The 16187-nt window shown below is 66.6% G+C and carries 17 protein-coding genes; 10 read left to right on the top strand and 7 right to left on the bottom strand.

The window, feature by feature from the left end:
* Positions 1–29: 29 nt before the first annotated feature.
* Complete coding sequence (locus C8J30_RS19195; RefSeq protein ID WP_281269347.1) at positions 30–161, bottom strand: hypothetical protein; 132 nt, start codon at positions 159–161, stop codon at positions 30–32.
* 607 nt (positions 162–768) lie between these two features.
* On the opposite strand from C8J30_RS19195, the gene C8J30_RS00175 reads away from it, so the two are divergent.
* The 10 genes from C8J30_RS00175 to C8J30_RS00130 all read left to right on the top strand — a co-directional run bounded on the left by C8J30_RS00175 (position 769) and on the right by C8J30_RS00130 (position 10047).
* Entirely contained in the window at positions 769–2091 is a 1323-nt protein-coding gene (locus C8J30_RS00175) for an O-acetylhomoserine aminocarboxypropyltransferase/cysteine synthase family protein (protein ID WP_110803721.1), read from the top strand.
* An 85-nt stretch (positions 2092–2176) separates the two neighbouring features.
* Positions 2177–3208, top strand: coding sequence for an ABC transporter substrate-binding protein (locus C8J30_RS00170; protein WP_110804253.1), 1032 nt, complete (start codon positions 2177–2179; stop codon positions 3206–3208).
* Between the two features lie 7 nt (positions 3209–3215).
* Positions 3216–4211 (top strand): ABC transporter permease, encoded by a 996-nt coding sequence (locus tag C8J30_RS00165; RefSeq protein ID WP_110803720.1) that lies wholly within the window; start codon positions 3216–3218, stop codon positions 4209–4211.
* On the top strand, positions 4211–5002 hold the full coding sequence (locus C8J30_RS00160; protein ID WP_110803719.1) for an ABC transporter ATP-binding protein: 792 nt from the start codon (positions 4211–4213) through the stop codon (positions 5000–5002). The genes C8J30_RS00165 and C8J30_RS00160 overlap by 1 nt, the downstream gene beginning before the upstream one ends.
* Entirely contained in the window at positions 4999–5370 is a 372-nt protein-coding gene (locus tag C8J30_RS00155; protein WP_110803718.1) for a hypothetical protein, read from the top strand. The genes C8J30_RS00160 and C8J30_RS00155 overlap by 4 nt, the downstream gene beginning before the upstream one ends.
* Positions 5367–6152: a DUF1684 domain-containing protein gene (locus C8J30_RS00150; RefSeq protein ID WP_110803717.1), complete on the top strand. Its 786-nt coding sequence runs from the start codon at positions 5367–5369 to the stop codon at positions 6150–6152. The genes C8J30_RS00155 and C8J30_RS00150 overlap by 4 nt, the downstream gene beginning before the upstream one ends.
* Positions 6153–6167: 15 nt before the next feature.
* Positions 6168–7268: a class II histone deacetylase gene (locus C8J30_RS00145; RefSeq protein WP_110803716.1), complete on the top strand. Its 1101-nt coding sequence runs from the start codon at positions 6168–6170 to the stop codon at positions 7266–7268.
* Between the two features lie 22 nt (positions 7269–7290).
* Positions 7291–8097 (top strand): SDR family oxidoreductase, encoded by an 807-nt coding sequence (locus tag C8J30_RS00140; protein WP_110803715.1) that lies wholly within the window; start codon positions 7291–7293, stop codon positions 8095–8097.
* The gene (locus tag C8J30_RS00135; protein WP_220033679.1) at positions 8094–8828 is read left to right on the top strand and encodes a DUF1847 domain-containing protein; all 735 of its coding nucleotides are present in this window, start codon (positions 8094–8096) and stop codon (positions 8826–8828) included. The genes C8J30_RS00140 and C8J30_RS00135 overlap by 4 nt, the downstream gene beginning before the upstream one ends.
* Positions 8829–8850: 22 nt before the next feature.
* Entirely contained in the window at positions 8851–10047 is a 1197-nt protein-coding gene (locus C8J30_RS00130; protein WP_110803714.1) for a trans-sulfuration enzyme family protein, read from the top strand.
* Positions 10048–10137: 90 nt separating this feature from the next.
* Here the strand turns inward: C8J30_RS00130 and C8J30_RS00125 are convergent, their stop codons facing one another.
* From C8J30_RS00125 to C8J30_RS00100, 6 genes are all read right to left on the bottom strand, one after another.
* Entirely contained in the window at positions 10138–11175 is a 1038-nt protein-coding gene (locus tag C8J30_RS00125; RefSeq protein ID WP_110803713.1) for an isopenicillin N synthase family dioxygenase, read from the bottom strand.
* Positions 11176–11218: 43 nt separating this feature from the next.
* Positions 11219–12079, bottom strand: a complete 861-nt coding sequence (locus tag C8J30_RS00120) for a nitroreductase family protein (RefSeq protein WP_110803712.1) — start codon at positions 12077–12079, stop codon at positions 11219–11221.
* Positions 12080–12212: 133 nt separating this feature from the next.
* Positions 12213–13880 (bottom strand): alkaline phosphatase family protein, encoded by a 1668-nt coding sequence (locus tag C8J30_RS00115; protein ID WP_110803711.1) that lies wholly within the window; start codon positions 13878–13880, stop codon positions 12213–12215.
* Positions 13877–14638 (bottom strand): ABC transporter permease, encoded by a 762-nt coding sequence (locus C8J30_RS00110; protein WP_110803710.1) that lies wholly within the window; start codon positions 14636–14638, stop codon positions 13877–13879. The genes C8J30_RS00115 and C8J30_RS00110 overlap by 4 nt, the downstream gene beginning before the upstream one ends.
* On the bottom strand, positions 14635–15399 hold the full coding sequence (locus C8J30_RS00105; protein WP_110803709.1) for an ABC transporter permease: 765 nt from the start codon (positions 15397–15399) through the stop codon (positions 14635–14637). The genes C8J30_RS00110 and C8J30_RS00105 overlap by 4 nt, the downstream gene beginning before the upstream one ends.
* On the bottom strand, positions 15396–16184 hold the full coding sequence (locus C8J30_RS00100) for an ABC transporter ATP-binding protein (protein ID WP_110803708.1): 789 nt from the start codon (positions 16182–16184) through the stop codon (positions 15396–15398). The genes C8J30_RS00105 and C8J30_RS00100 overlap by 4 nt, the downstream gene beginning before the upstream one ends.
* Positions 16185–16187 lie beyond the last annotated feature (3 nt).

Genomic DNA, 16187 nt, shown 5'->3' with positions numbered 1-16187 from the left:
GGAACCTGATCTTTGGGGAATGGGGCGGGTCAGGCGCGCAGGCCGACCGCAAGAATTTCGACGGGGGGAAGGGCCAGAACGATGCCGCGGAAAATGTCCGCCAAGGCGGGTTTGCGGCAAACAGCGAGAGAGACCGCGGGCATGAAAACTGATTTCGGCATGTTCTGGCCTTCCTGATCCGACGGCCGAGGCCCGACCGCCAGGCGCGCAATCTTGAGGTGTCAGGTCTGCCGATTGCGCCAGATCAGGGTCGAGCCAAATCACGTCAAATTCAATCGTCTTTTGTGAACGGCAACAGAGCGAACCTTCCCCGGCGCAAGCCGCGGGAAGAGTTTCCTTCTCTCGTCGCTTTGCCGGCGGCCGAGCGGGGCGAACCGGGCACCGGCCGAAATCTCAGGCAAGCTGTTCTACAGGCGCGGCGCAGTGCGATTCCCGGCAGCCCGATACCTCTGATCGGAAAGCCCCTCACGGGAGAGGCGCGGAACATTCCTTCCCTTTGCGCACCCGAGGAGAAAATAAACCCAGCGCCACCCGCCATAACTTTGAAACAACGCGCGTCGTGATCTCGGCTATTAATAATCAACCAAATCGATCGAGCTTATGTCGAACTAAGAGTCGAAGTGTAGCAACCCGAAAAAAGCGAAAAACGACATCACGTCAAAGCCTTGCAGCAGGAACGCAGGCCATTTTCGCCCCCTTCCCCTGCGCGCCTTCTCACGGCGGCACTTTGAGAACCGCCCGAACAGGGCTTCAGAACAGGACAATGCAATGACCACCGACAGCCTTCATCCCGAAACACTGGCGCTCCATGGCGGCAGCTGGCGCGTCGATCCGACGACCGGTTCGGTCGCCGTGCCGATCTACCAGAACACCTCGTTCCAGTTTCAGGATACCGCTCATGCCTCGCGGCTTTTCGCGCTCGAAGAGGTGGGGCAAGTCTATACCCGGATGAAGAACCCGACGCAGGATGCGTTCGAAGAACGGCTCGCCGCGCTCGAAGGCGGGGTGGCGGCGCTCGCACTTGCTTCCGGTCAGGCGGCCACGTTCTTTGCGCTGACGAACATCGCGCAGGCGGGCGACAACATCGTCGCTTCGACCGATCTTTACGGCGGCACCGTCACGCTGCTCTCGCAAACGCTGGCGCAGTTCGGCATCGAGGTTCGCTTCGTCAGCCATGACGATCCGGAAAACTTCGTCCGTGCCAGCGACGCCCGCACCCGGGCGTGGTTCGGCGAGACGCTGCCCAATCCGAAGCTGGAAGTGTTCCCGATTGCCGAGGTGGCCGAGCGCGGCCGCAAGCTCGGCATTCCGCTCATCCTCGACAACACGGCGGCGCCGCTGACGGCACGGCCGCTGGCCCATGGCGCGGCGGTGGTCGTCTATTCGACGACGAAATACATCGGCGGGCACGGCACGGCGATCGGCGGGGCGATCGTCGATGGCGGCACCTTCGACTGGGAGGCCCATGCCGAGCGCTTCCCGCTGCTCACCCAGCCCGACCCGGCCTATCACGGCGCGATCTGGACCGAGGCGGCCAAGCCCTTGGGGCCGATCGCCTATATCCTGCGCGCCCGGGTCAAGCTTTTGCGCGACATCGGCGCGGCGGCGGCGCCGCAAAACGTGTTCCTGTTCATTCAGGGGCTCGAAACCCTGCCGCTGCGGATCCGCCAGCACAATGCCAATGCCGCGAAAGTGGCCGAGTTCCTGTCCGCGCGTCCCGAGGTCGAAAAGGTGATCTATCCCGGCCTGCAATCGGGCGAGGCGCGGCGGCGGGCCGATGCCTATCTGCAGGGCGGTCACGGCGCGCTGGTGGGCTTCGAGCTCAAGGGCGGGGTCGAGGCCGGGCGCGATTTCATCGATGCGCTGAAGCTCTTCCACCACGTTGCCAATATCGGCGATGCGCGCAGTCTGGCCATTCACCCGGCTTCGACCACGCACCAGCAACTCTCGGCGGCCGAGCAACTCGCGGCAGGCGTCACGCCGGGCTATGTGCGGCTCTCGATCGGGCTTGAGCATCCCGAGGATATCATTGGCGACCTCGATCAGGCGCTGGACCATATCGCCAAGCTGCCGCTGGCCCGTTCGGCCTGAACCTTCTCGGCCTGAACCTTTCGGGCCGGGACACCCCGGCACCCTTCCCCATGCCCGCCTCCCCATGATGCCGCAAGGACTTCCGATGCCCCAGACGCCTTCCCCTTCCCGCCTCAGCCGCCGCAGCCTGATCAAGGGCGCAGCCGTCACTGTCGTTGCCTCCGGCGCGCTTGCCGCTGGCGGCGCACGGCTTTTCACCCCGGCCATCGCCGGTCCCGCGCCGAAGGTACGCCTGGCCTGGACCGAGGTCGCCGCCTGCCATTCGCCGCTTGGCTTTGGCGTGGCGAAGGGCTTCTTTGCCAAGCAGGGCGTCGATGTCGAGCTGTTCAATCAGGGCGCCTCCGGCCAGACGCTGATTCAGGCGCTCGCCACCGGCAAGGCCGACATCGGCTCGGGGCTGACCTTCGAATGGCTCAAGCCGCTCGAACAGGGCTTTGACGTCAAGCTTTTTGCGGGCACGCATGGCGGCTGCACCCGGCTTCTCGCCACCGAAGCCTCGGGCGTGAGTGATCTGCAAGGCCTGCGCGGCAAGACCATCGTCAGCTATGATGTCGCCTCGCCGCCCAAGCAGTCGTTCCAAGTCACGCTGGCCAAGGCCGGGCTTGACCCCGAACGCGATGTCAACTGGATCGTCGCACCGTTCGACCTTTTGGGCGAGGTTGCCGCGCGCGGCGAGGCCGATGCGGTGGCGCAGCTCGACCCCTGGGCCTGGAGCCTCCAGAAACAACACAAGTTCAAGCTGATCGCCGACACCCAGACCGGGGTGTTCCAGGATGCGGTCTGCTGCGTGCTGGGCGCGAACGGCCCGTTCCTCGAACAAAACCGCGATACCTTGCAACGGGTCGCTGCGGCCAATATCGAGATCCACGAATACGCCGCCGCCCACCCCGAAGAGGTCGCCGCCTGGTACAAGGAGGCGCTCAACCCCGCCGGGCTCTCGACCGAGGATCTGGCGGAAATTCTGGCGGGCTTCGTTTTGCACAACCATCCCGTCGGCGAGCCGCTGGTGCGCGAGATCGCCCGCGCTTCCTCGGATCTCAAGCTGATCAAGGTGATCGACGAAGGCACCGACCCGGAGGAATTCGCCCGCCGCATCACCGTGAACCTGCTGGGATGACGGGCCGATGACAGACACGATCACCTCTCCGGCCCGGCGCGGGCTGGAGGCCCCTGCGGGTCTGGCAAAAATCTGGCCTGCGGGGCTTCTTGCAAGCCTCGTCTGGGCGGCGGCATCCGGCATCACGCTGGCGCTGCCCGATGTCATTCCGTGGGGCAGCACCGAACTTTTTGCCGCCCTGACAGCGGCGGGGGCGCTGACGCTTGTCACGCTCGCCTTCACCGCCGAGGGGCTTGGCCGGTTTGGCAGGGCGGTAAAAGCGGCCGGGCCGTGGCTGATCGCGCTCGGGATCTGGTTTGCGCTTTGGGAGTTCACCACCGCGAAAACCGGCTGGCTGCCGAAACCGTTCTTTTCGCCGCCGCAGGGGCTGTTGCATGTCTATGTCTCGGACGGCGCGCGCCTTGGGCTGTGCATCGCTTACACGTTGCGGCTTTGGGCGCTCGGCTATTTCAGCGGCGTCATCGTCGGCTTCCTGACCGGGGTCGGCCTTGGCTGGTCGCCGCGCTTTTCTTATTGGGGGATGCCGCTTCTGAAGCTGATCGGGCCGGTGCCTGCCACGGCCTGGATCCCCGTCACCTTCTACTTCTTCCCCACCACCTTCGACGCCTCGATCTTCATCGTGGCGCTTGCCTCGGGCATTCCGGTGGCGATCCTGACCTCGGCGGGCGTCGCCTCAGTCAACCGCGCCTATTTCGACGTCGCGCGCAATCTGGGCGCCTCAACCCTGTTCCTGATCTCGCGCGTCGCGGTGCCTGCCGCCCTGCCCCATGTCTTTGTCGGCCTCTTCATGGGGCTTTACTATTCCTTCGCGGTGATGGTCGTGGCCGAGATGCTCGGCGCGAAATACGGGCTTGGCTGGTACATCCAGTTCCAGACCGCCTATTCCGCTTATGCCAATGTTTACGCCACGTTGCTGATCATGGCGGTGCTTTGTGCGGGGCTGGTGAAACTGCTCTTCGTCGCGCGAAACCGTCTCTTGCGCGGGCAGGAAGGATTCCTCTGATGGCCGATGGAAGCGCGTTCCCGCCGCAGGGCATTTCTCTGCGCATCGAAAACCTCTCGCACAGCTACCGGATCGAGGGACGCGCCCTGCCGGTGCTGGAAAACATCTCGCTTGATCTGAAGCCGGGCGAATTCGTCTCGCTTCTGGGCACTTCGGGATGCGGAAAATCGACGCTTCTGCGGTTGATTGCCGGGCTCGAGCCGCCGCTCGAAGGCCGGATTGTTGCGGGCGAAACCGACGTCACCGCGCCCGACCGGTCGCGCATTCTGGTGTTTCAGGATCCGACGCTGTTTCCCTGGCGCACGGTGCGGGGGAATGTGGCGCTTGGGCTTGAAACCGATGGCAGTGCGGCACACCGGGGCGACGAGATCGACGCGGCGTTGCGACTGGTGCGGCTCGACGCCTTTGCCGAGGCCTTTCCGCATCAGCTTTCGGGCGGCATGGCGCAGCGGGTGGCCTTGGCGCGCGCGCTGATCAACCACCCGCCGCTCCTGCTGCTCGACGAGCCGCTCGGCAAGCTTGACGCGCTGACGCGGCTCTCGATGCAGAGCGAACTTCTGCAGCTCTGGCGCAAGGTGGGCTTCAGCGCGGTGCTCGTCACCCATGATGTCGAGGAGGCGCTGCTTCTGTCGGACCGGGTGATCGTGCTCTCCGACCGCCCGGCGCGGATCGTGGCGGAACTGCCGGTTACCCTGCCGCATCCGCGCCACCGCGACGATCCGCACCTTGTGGCGCTGCGGGCAAAGGTTCTGGCGCTGCTCGGCGCAGACATCCCGGAGGCGATCGCATGAGCCTTGCCACCCTGTCGCGCGGGCTGACCGCGCTCGGCCTTGGGCTTGCCAGCCTCGCCGCCCTCTGGTGGGGGCTCGCCTATGGGCCGGTGATCGAAACCGGACTGATGTCGGGGGCCGCAGCGACCCGTTGCCTTGCCGCCGCCTCCTATGCCTGCCAATTCGCGCTGTCGATCTGCGGCACCGAGCACCCGTTCGGCATTCAGGTCTACAGGCCCACGCTCTTTCTTGGCGCCGTATCTCTCGTCACGGCTGGCCTCGCGCTTTCGGGCTTGCGGCTTGCTTTCGCACCGCAGGCCGTTTCTCGTGGGCAGATGCCGCCGTCGCAGGCTTTCGAGGGCCTGCCCCCACCGAGGAAAAAGACATGACCGATCACGCCGATGACATCGCCCGCTGGCACGCCGCGCGGCTTGTGGCGCTGCAAGCCGCCGATGGCTGGCTGAACCTGACCGACCGGATCGACCTTTCCCCCGGCCGACATCTCGTCGGACAGGACGAGGCCTGCGATCTGCGGCTGTCCGTTGGCCCGGCGCGGCTTGGCGTGCTGGAGCTGGCCGAAGACGGCAGCGCGACGCTTGACACCGGCGCGGGGCCGCGCCCCTTCGTGCCGGTGCCCGATGCGCCGCCGCGGCTGCGCACGGGCGATCTGCTCTTGGAAATCACCGATCTTGCCGGAAACCGCGCCTTGCGGGTGCGCGATCTGGCCTCGCCCGAACCGGCGCGGTTTGCCGGCATCGAGCGCTTTCCCGTCGATCCGGCGTGGCGGATCGTGGCGCAATGGGAGGTGCTCGACACCCCCGAAGCCCGCGCCATAGACACTGTGGTGGGCATCGCCACCGAGGTGCGGCTGACCCATCGCGCCCGGTTCACCCATGACGGCCGCGAGGTGACGCTGATCCCGACGCATTGGAAGGCGGGCAAGCCGATGTTCGTGATCCGCGATGCGACCGCCGCCAGCGAAACCTATGCGGCGGGGCGGTTCCTGATCGGCGAGGTGGAACAGGGCGGCCCCGAGGGCCGGGTCGTGCTGGATTTCAACAAGGCCTTCAACCCGCCCTGTGCCTTCACCGATCTGGCCGCCTGCCCGCTGCCGCCGCCCGAAAACCGCCTGCCCTTCGCCATTCGCGCGGGCGAGCGCCGCCCTGACTGAGCCTCGGAGCCCCTTGTGACCACTGCCTTTTTCCATGACGAACGCAGCCTCTGGCATGGCGGGGGCAATTACGCCTTCACCCTGCCGGTCGGCGGTCTGGTTCAGCCCGGCGCGGGCCTGCCCGAAAACCCGGAAACCAAGCGGCGGCTGGTGAACCTGATGCGGGTCACCGGGCTCATCGAGGATCTGGCAACGCAGTCCGCCCCCGAGGCGACGCGCGAAGATCTCTTGCGCGTCCATCCGGCCGCTTATCTTGACGCCTTCAAGGCGCTTTCGGACGCGGGCGGGGGCGAGCTTGGTCGGCGCACCCCCTTCGGTCCCGGCGGCTACGAGATTGCGGCGTTGTCGGCGGGGCTGGCCAAGGCCGCGCTGGTCTCCGTCCTCGAAGGGCGCGCGACGAATGCCTATGCGCTGACCCGCCCGCCCGGGCATCACTGCCTGCCCGACTGGCCGAACGGCTTTTGCCTTCTGAACAACATCGCCGTGGCGATCCGCGCGGCGCAGGCGGCAGGCCTTGCCCGCCGCATCGCCGTGGTGGATTGGGACGTGCATCACGGCAACGGCACCGAGGCGGTGTTCTGGACCGACCCCGACGTGCTGACGATCTCGATCCACGAGGAATTCAACTATCCCTATGACACCGGCGCAGCGACGGCGCGTGGAGAGGGTGCGGGAACGGGGTTCAATCTGAACATTCCTCTGCCCGCGGGCACCGGCCATGCGGGCTACCTTGACGCCCTCGAACGGCTGGTGATCCCGGCGCTGACGCGTTTCGCGCCCGAAGCGATCGTGGTCGCCTGCGGCTATGACGCCTCGGCCTATGATCCGCTGGGGCGGATGCTGGCCAGCGCCGACACCTTCCGGGCGATGACCGCGCGGCTGAAATCCGCGGCCGAAGAGCTGTGCGACGGGCGGCTGATCCTGACGCATGAGGGCGGCTATTCCGAGGCCTATGTGCCGTTTTGCGGCCATGCGGTTCTGGAGGCGCTTTCGGGCAGCCCCCGCATTGCGCCCGATCCGATGGCGGCAATCGTCGCCGCGCGCCAGCCGCGCCCGGAGGGTCAGGCGCATGTCCTGGACCGCATCCGCGATCTGGAAGCCCTGTTTTTCCAATGACACCGCACCGAAAGGACAGCGAATGAGCCGAGAGTTCGAAGGCAAGGTGGTCTTCATCACCGGGGCCGCCAAGGGACAGGGCCGCGCCACGGCGCTCGCCTTTGCCCGCGCGGGCGCCGCCGTCGCGGGCTTCGATCTGCCCGCGCCGATCGCCTATCCCGCCTATAACGACGCCAGCACCGCGGCGCTTGCGAGCCTGAAATCCGAGATCGAGGCGCTTGGCGGCCGCGCCAGCGTGCACACGGGCGACGTGCGCAGCGCCGAGGATCTGTCCCGCGCGGTGGCCGAGGCCGTGGCCGCGCATGGCGGCATCGACATTCTTTTCGTCAACGCGGGCATCGCCGCCTATGGCCTTTCGCATGAGCTGAGCGAGGCGGAATGGGGCGCGATGATCGGCATCAACCTGACCGGCGCCTGGCTGACGGCAAAGCAGGTCATTCCGCAGCTGATCGCGCGCGGCGGCGGGGTGATCGTCTACAATTCCTCGGTGGCGGGGCTGCGGGGGATGAACCGGCTCTCGCATTACGCCGCCTCGAAACACGCCTTGATCGGGCTGGCGCGCTCGCAGGCAATAGAACTTGCGCCGCATGGCATCCGCGTGCTGACCGTCAATCCGACCGGGGTGAACACGCCGATGAACGACGGCCTCGCCTTTCTTGAAGGCACGACGGCCACCGAAATCGCCGAACGCTCTGCGGGCAACCTGCTGCCGGTGCCATGGATCGAGGCCGAGGATGTGGCCAATGCGGTGCTGTTTCTGGCCTCCGACAAGGCCCGTTATGTCACGGGCAGCTCCTTCGTCGTCGATGCCGGGCTTCTGACGCGATGAGCGCCGATGACACGCCCCAGGACCGAGAGCCGCCGATGCGCTACGACGCCCCCTCCTGCGCCTATTGCCCCGCCACGGTGCGCGCCTGCCGCCAAGGCACATCCGCCACACGCGGCCCCGGCTTTTGCCCATCCCAGGTGGATGCGCTGACCTTGGGTGAGGCGCGTCCCCTCTATGACGCCCCCGAAACCCGCCAGTTCGCGCAAACCGCTGCCATCATCGAAGGCGAGGGCTACGGCAAATGGACCCGCGTCGAGGAGATCGTCGCCTTTGCCAAACGCATGGGCTATCGCAAGCTCGGCATCGCCAATTGCATCATGTTCGTCGATTTCTCCCGTACCCTGACCGGGATCTTGGAAAGCCACGGCTTCGAGGTCGCCTCGGTCGCCTGCAAGGCGGGCAATGTGGCGAAAGAGGAAATCGGCGTGACCGACGCGCAGAAGGTTGTGCCGGGCGGCTTCGAGCCGATGTGCAACCCGATCGCGCAGGCTGAGTTGCTCGATGCGCATGGCTCGGAATTCAACATCATGCTTGGCCTCTGCGTCGGCCATGACAGCCTGTTTTTCCGCGCCTCGAAAGCGCCCGCCACCGTGCTCGTGGTCAAGGACCGGGTTCTGGGTCACAACCCGCTGGCCGCACTGATGCTGGCCGACACCTATTACGCACGGCTCTGGGGCCCGGAGAAATCCCGCAAATCCGCCCGCCTGCCCCGCAAATCAACGCGCCGCTGATCCCCCGTGAAGGAGTCCTCCCATGAGTGACAGACGCAACCACCAACCCGGTTTTGCCACCCGCGCCATCCATCACGGCTATGACCCGGCAACGGCGCAAGGCGCGCTCACCCCGCCGATCTACATGACCTCGACCTATGCGTTCGGCTCGACCGAAGAGGGCGCGGCGCTGTTTCGCGGCGAGCGCGAGGGCTACATTTACGGGCGCACGAAAAACCCGACGCAGGCGCTTCTGGAAACCCGGCTCGCCGATCTTGAGGGCGCCGAGGCGGGGCTGGCGCTCGCCTCCGGCATGGCCGCGATCAGCGCGACGCTGCAAACCCTGTGCCAGACGGGCGACCGGATCGTGGCCGACCGCATCCTTTATGGCAACACCTTTGCCCTGCTCTCGAAAGGTCTGAGCCGCTTCGGCATCACCACCGAGTTTGTCGATTTCACCGATACCGCAGCGGTCGCGGCGGCGCTCTCGACGCCTGCAAAGCTCGTCTATTTCGAAACCCCGGCGAACCCGAACCTGCGGGTGATCGACATCGCGCGCATTTCGACGCTGGCCCGGGCGGCGGGCGCGCTCACGGTGGTCGACAACACCTTCGCAACGCCGGTGCTGCAACGCCCGATTGCCCTTGGCGCCGATCTCGTCGTGCATTCGGCGACGAAATATCTGGGCGGGCATGGTGATCTGCTGGCCGGTGCGGTGGTTGGCCCGGCCGCGCTCGTGGCCGAGATTCGCGGCCACGGGCTGCGGTTTCTGACCGGCGCGACGATCTCGCCGCTCACCGCCTTCCTGATCCTGCGCGGGCTGAAGACGCTCGAATTGCGCCTTGCGCAGCATGTCCGCTCGGCCACGGCGGTGGCGCAGCTTCTGCAAGATCATCCGGCCGTCGCGCGGCTTTATTACCCCGGCCTGCCCAGCCATCCGCAGCATGCGGTTGCGGCGCGGCAGATGTCGGGCGGCGGCGGGCTTGTTGCCTTCGAGCTGAAGGGCGGCTTTGAAGCCGGGGTGGGTTTCATGGACCGGGTGACGCTTGCGCACCGCGCCGTGAGCCTTGGCGATGCGGAAACGCTGGTGCAGCACCCCGCCTCGATGACCCATGCCGCCTATGGCGCGGACGAACGCGCGCGCCACGGCATTCCCGATGGCCTCGTGCGGCTCTCGATCGGGCTTGAGACGACCGAGGACATTCTCGACGACATCGTCGCAGCCCTTGGCGGGCATTGAGCGAAGGGCTCGCGCCTGCCGCCAAGTGCGGCGACATGCGGCGGGTCTTCGGGGGCCTGGTCCCGAAAACCCCCGAAGCTTTGGATCGGCTCAGGCCGGAACCGCCTCTGCCAGTTCGGCAAGCAGATCGGCGTGATGCGCCTGCGCCACGTCGGGATGCGAGCGCAGACGGCTTTTCAAATGGTTCTGCCCGACCTCGCGGAAGAGCGGATTGAGCGGATCGACGCTCAGGCCGCGCTCAAGGCCGCGCAGATCTTCGGGCAGCGGCAGAACCGGGATCGTCGCATCGTAGCGCGCGCCAAGGAAGAAGGCGAAGGAGAAGCGCTCCACCCCCGGCGGCGGGGCGATCACATCATGCACATCGGCGCGCACGAAACCGTTCGTCGCCAGTTCCAAGAGCTCGCCGGTGTTGATGACGAAGGTTCCGGGCACGGGCGGCGCGTCGATCCAGCGCCCATCCACCGTCTGCACCCGCAGCCCCGGAACCTCGTCTTGCAACAAAATGGTGATCAACCCGCCATCCTTGTGCGCGCCCACCCCCTGATCGGATTGCGCCACATCGCGGCCGGGATAGCGGATCAACTTCAGAAGCTGCGTCGGCTGCGGCTCATAGACCGGGGCGAAAGCGTCCTCGGGCTGGCCCAGCGCCAGAGCGATCGCCTTGAGCAGATCGATACCGATCGCCGTCACCTGCGCCTGATAGGAGAGCACGATCTCTTTCAGCTCCGGCACCGCCTCGGGCCATTGGTTCGGGCCGAAAAGCCGCGCCCAGCCGGGGCTGTCGGGGCCGATCGTCCGCGCCGTGCCCTCGGTGTTGAAATCGATCTGCTCACGCCAGTCCTGCGCGCCCCGGGTGCGTTCGAACCCGGCGCGGTTGTAGCCGCGGAAATGCGGCGATTTCACCATTTCGATCTTCAATTTCTCGGCCAGTGGCAGGGCAAAGAACCGTTTCGAAGCGGCAACCAGCGCCGCGATCAGATCTTTCGGCACGCCGTGGCCGGACAGGTAGAAAAAGCCGTCATCGTGCAGAACGCGGCGCAAATCGTCCACGAAAGCCGCGCGATCCTCGGCCGTGCCGCGAAACAGGGAGAAATCGAGGATCGGCAGCGCAATATGGGGGGCAGTCATCAGAGGTGTCCTTCTTTGGTCGGGATCGGGCGGGCCTCGCCGGTCATTTCAAGCGAAAGCCCAGATTTCGGAGGAAATCGCGCAGGTTTTCGCGTCCGCGCAGGGCTTCCGGGCCGCGCAGGCGTTCAGCCACGGTCCGGCTCCAGCCCACTTCAAGTTGACCGACACGGGACTGAAACGCGCGCAACGTGGTGTCATATTCTGCAACCGGCGCAAGTGCCGCCGCGGGATCGTAGCGCTCGGAAAAGAACACCGCCGCTTGCGGCAACCGCGGCTTCACCTGCGCGGGACGCGCGTCATCGGGCAGCCCGACGGCAAGGCCGAACACCGGCGCCACCTCGGGCGGCAGACCGAGCAGTTCGGCGACCTGATGGGCATCATTGCGCAGACTGCCGATATAGGAGGAGCCAATCCCCTGCGCCTCGAAGGCGAGCACGGCGTTCTGTGCGGCCAGCGCCGCATCGACGATGCCGACCACAAGGCTTTCGAGATACTCGAGCGCCTCCGCCTTGCCGCCCGCCGCCTCGGTCACCCGGCGCGGGCGGTTCAGATCGGCCAGAAACACCAGCAGCACCGGAGCTTGCGCGACATGCGGCTGATCCCCCGCGATCGCGTTCAGCCGCGCCTTCAGGGTGGCATCGCGCACGGCAATCACGCTCCAGGATTGCAGGTTCGACGAGGTTGCGGCCGATTGTGCCGCGGCAATCGCCAGCTCCACCGCCCCCGCGGGCAGCGGATCGGGGCGAAAGGACCGCCAGGTTCGGTGCGACAGGATCTGATGCAAGATCTGTGCCGCAGCAGCGGGCAGATCCTCGGGCGGGTTCGGCACCAGCCCGGCGCCATAGCGCGCGGCCAGAGCTTCGGTCAAAGCCGTCGGTTGCGGCAGCGGAGTGTTGCGGGTCATGACGATCCTTTCGGGACAAGCGCGGGCGCCAGATACACGACAAAGGATGTCAAGATTGACCCGTCAGGTCCATTTTCTTCTTCCCGCAGGAAGGGGAACAAACCTCACGTTTCCAGAGGTTTGCGAGACCACTTTATCCCTTTTGCGGCGCGGCCCGCCACGCAGCCCGCTTGTGGATTTCGGCGTCCAGTTCCGCCTCGTCCCAATAGCCGATCAAAATCCCCGGATCGAGCAGCAGGTCATAGACCTCGGCGGCCGCGTCGCCATCGCTGAACCAGCCGTCGCTGACGGTGATGCGGTTTGCGGCGCCCCGATACCAATCAAGAAGCGCCGCCGTCAGCCGGGCGATCGTCTCGGCCTGCGCGGGATCGGCGCCGAGATCGGTCAACTCGCCCGGGTCGGTGTCCAGATCGAACAGGATCGGCCGGAACCCCGGCGCAGTAATGAGCTTGAAGCGGCCATCGGTGATCATCACCAACCGGCAATCGCGCACCTGCGTGCCAAGGCGACGGCGCACGCCATCCACCGCATAATCGTATTCGCTGACCGCATGGGCGCGCAACGGCCCCGCAGCACTGGCGCGGGTGAGGGGCAAGAGCGAATGACCTTCAAGCACATGCGGCTTCGGCGCGGCCCCGAACCAGTCAAGGAAGGTGGGCGCAAGGTCGATCAGCTCGACCAGATCGCGGCTGACCGTGCCGCGCGTCGCATCGGCCGCGGGCGCGGGATCGACCACGATCAGCGGCACTTTCGCCGACACGTCATGGAAAAGCTGCTTTTCGCCCAGCCAGTGATCACCCAGATAATCGCCGTGATCGGCGGTGAACACGATCAGCGTGCTGTCGCGCAGGCCCTTGTCGTCCAGAAACCGCATCAGCCGCCCCAGCTCGTCGTCGATCTGCGCAATAAGACCCATATAGGCCGGGATCACCCGCTGCCGCACCTCCTCGCGCGCGAAGCTTTGCGCGTAGCGTTCCTGCTGAAAGGCGCGGAAGATCGGATGCGCGGTCTCGGCCCGCTCGGCGTCGGAGCGGACTGCGGGTTTCACGTCGGCGGGTCCGTAAAGCGCATGATAGGGCGCGGGCGCGATATAGGGCCAATGCGGTTTGATGAAGGAAAGATGCAGGCACCAGGGCTCGCCCGCCGCCGCCGCGCCCTCGATGAACTCGATCGCGCGCGAAGTGGTATAGGCGGTTTCGGAATGCTCGGCGGGTACACGGGCGGGCTTGTCGCCATGCACCAGAAGCCAGCCGTTCAGGGTTTCGCCCTGCGCACCTTCGGCGGAATTCGCCCAGTATTCCCAAGGGTTCTCGGCCTCAAAGCCCTGCGCCCGCAGGTAAGCGTCATAGGCGGGCGCGGGATCATAGCCGCCATCGGGGTGCAGCCCGTCGTCGCGCTCGTAGGGCTCGAAACCGCATTGCGCGGCCCGCACGCCGATCTCTGACGCCGGGTCGATGCCCAGCCGCGCCAGCCCCGCGCGGTCGGCCACCATATGCGTCTTGCCCACCAGCACGTTGCGCACGCCGATCTCGGCCAGATGATCGCCCAGCGTCGGCTCGCCCACCCGCAGCGGCACGCCGTTCTGCGTCGAACCATGCGAGCGCATGTAACGCCCGGTATAGGTGCTCATCCGCGACGGCCCGCAGATGGGTGACTGCGCATAGGCGCGGTCAAAGCGCACGCCGCGCGCGGCCAGCGCGTCGATATTGGGGGTGCGCAGCGTCGGATGCCCGGCGCAGGACAGGTAATCGAAGCGCAACTGATCGCACATGATGAAAAGGACGTTCTGCGTCGGGCTCATGCCTGTGTCTCCGCGGTTCGGGATTGGTAATGCCAGCCCAGCCAGCGCCGTTCGGACGCGGCGATGAGCCGGTTCAGGATCAGGCCGACGACCGAGATCAGCACGATCCCGGCAAGGCCCGCATCAAGGCGAAAGTTTTCCTGCTCGCGCTGCAGGTAGTTGCCGATGCCATTGGTCGAGAGCAGCATTTCCGAGGTGATCGACACCAGAAGCGCCGCCGAAGCCGCCATCCTTGCCGCCACCGCCAGCATCGGCAGCGCCGAGGGCAGCGCGATGAGCCGCAGGGTTTCGAGCCGCGTCAGCCCGAGCGAGCGCCCGACGAGGCCGAGCATCGGATGCAGGTTGCGCGCGGCCTCGGCGGCATTGATCACCAGCGGAATCGCGGCGGCATAGGCGATGACAAGGATCTTCGCCAGATCGCCGGTGCCCGCAAAGAGCATCACCACCGGCACAGTGGCGGGCGGCGGCAGGGTGGCGAGCATGGCGACCAACGGCTCGCCCACGAAGCCCAGCGCGCGGATGCGCCCCATCGCAAGCCCAAGCGGGATCATCGTCAGCGCGGCCAGCGCAAAGCCCGCAACAGCGCGGCGCAGGGTGTGGCCGATTTCGCGGATCAGCCGCGGGCCATCGTCCCAAAGCGCCCCCGCCACATCGAGCGGGCCAGGGAACAGCGGCGTGGTCTTGACCAGGGCCACGATCTGCCATGCCAGAAGCGCGGCAAGAAGCACGGCGGCGGGATGGAGGAAAAGACGCTTCATGCCGCCCTGCCCCGCTGCGCCAGATGCCAGCCCGCGAAACCGCGGTAGACCGCGCTGACAGCCAGCCCCATCGCGCTACCCAGCAGCCCGACCGCGAACATCAGTGCGAACACCTCGGGGATGCGGATGGCGAAGGCCTTTTGAAACAACAAAAATCCGATGCCGTCGCGGCCGGTGATCATCTCGGAGACGATCACCGCAATCAGCGCGATCGTGGTGGCATAGCGCACCCCCGCCAGGATCTCGGGCATCGCGGCGGGCAAGCGGATGTGCCAGAGCATCGCAACCGGGCCGAAGCCCGCCATCCGCCCCACCGAGAGCAGCACCGGGTTCGTCGCGGCCAGCGCCGAGACCGTGGCGAGATAGGGCGGCCAGATCGTCACCAGCACCACGACGAAGGCGTAAAGCTTCCAGCCAAGGCCCAGCGCGAAAACCGCCATCGGCACGACGGCGGCAGGCGGCACCGGCTGCAAGATCGCCGCCACCGTATCAAGGATGCGGCGCAGGCTCGGGGCCCCCGTGGCCGCAAGCCCGAGCCCGATGCCGATCAGATTGACCGCAATGGCGCCGAGGATCGCCCGCGATCCGGTGTCGAACAGCGCCTGCTGCATCTGGCCCCGGGCAATCATCGACATTCCCGCCTGCACCACGGTGGCGATCGGCGGGAAATAGCGTTCGGGCACGACAGCGGCCCAGACCACCGCCTGCCAGAGCGCGGCCAGCAAGCCAAGCGCCAGAACCGGGCGCAGGAGCGCGGTCATGCCCCTGCCCCCTCGGGTCGGGCGGCGCGGATCAGCGTCAGGATCTCGTGCCGCGCCGCCAGATAATCGGGTCGCTCGCGGGTGTCGATCTGGTCGCGCTCGGCGCCCAGCGCCAGCGGCACTTCGCGCAGGATCCGGGTCGGGCGGCGGCTGAGCACCAGCACCCGGTCGGCCATGTAAACCGCCTCGTCGACATCATGCGTGACCAGAAGGCAGGCTTGCCGGAACTTGCGCGCCAGCCCACGCAGCAGATCCTGCAGATCGGCGCGGGTCTGCGCATCGACGGCGGCCAGCGGTTCATCGAGCAAGAGAAGCGCGCTTTCCGCCGCCAGCGCCCGCGCGATGGCCACGCGCTGCTGCATGCCGCCCGAAAGCTGCCAGGGAAAATGGCCCTCGAACCCGGCCAGCCCCACTTCGGCCAGCAGCGCCTCGGCCCGATCACGCGCCGCGGCCCGACCAAGGCCGAGCCGGCGCATGCCAAGCGTCACATTCTCGCGCGCCGACTTCCACGGCAAAAGCGAGCGGGAATAATCCTGAAACACCACCGAAACCCCGCGCGGCGGGTCGGTGACGGGCTGGCCGCGAAATCGCACCCAGCCCGAAGACGGCGGCAGCAATCCCGCCAGACACATCAGAAGCGTGGTCTTGCCGCAGCCCGAGGGGCCGACGATGGAGACGAATTCCTCGGGCGCGACCGCAAATGAGATGTCGCGCAGAATTTCGACCGGATCGGGGCGGCCGGGGAAGACCTTGGCCAGCCCCCCGGCCTCAAGCAAAGCCGTCATCGG

Source organism: Rhodobacter viridis, from assembly GCF_003217355.1.
In the GTDB taxonomy this organism is placed as follows: Bacteria; Pseudomonadota; Alphaproteobacteria; order Rhodobacterales; family Rhodobacteraceae; genus Rhodobacter; species Rhodobacter viridis.
This window is presented reverse-complemented; position numbering and strand designations above follow the sequence as displayed.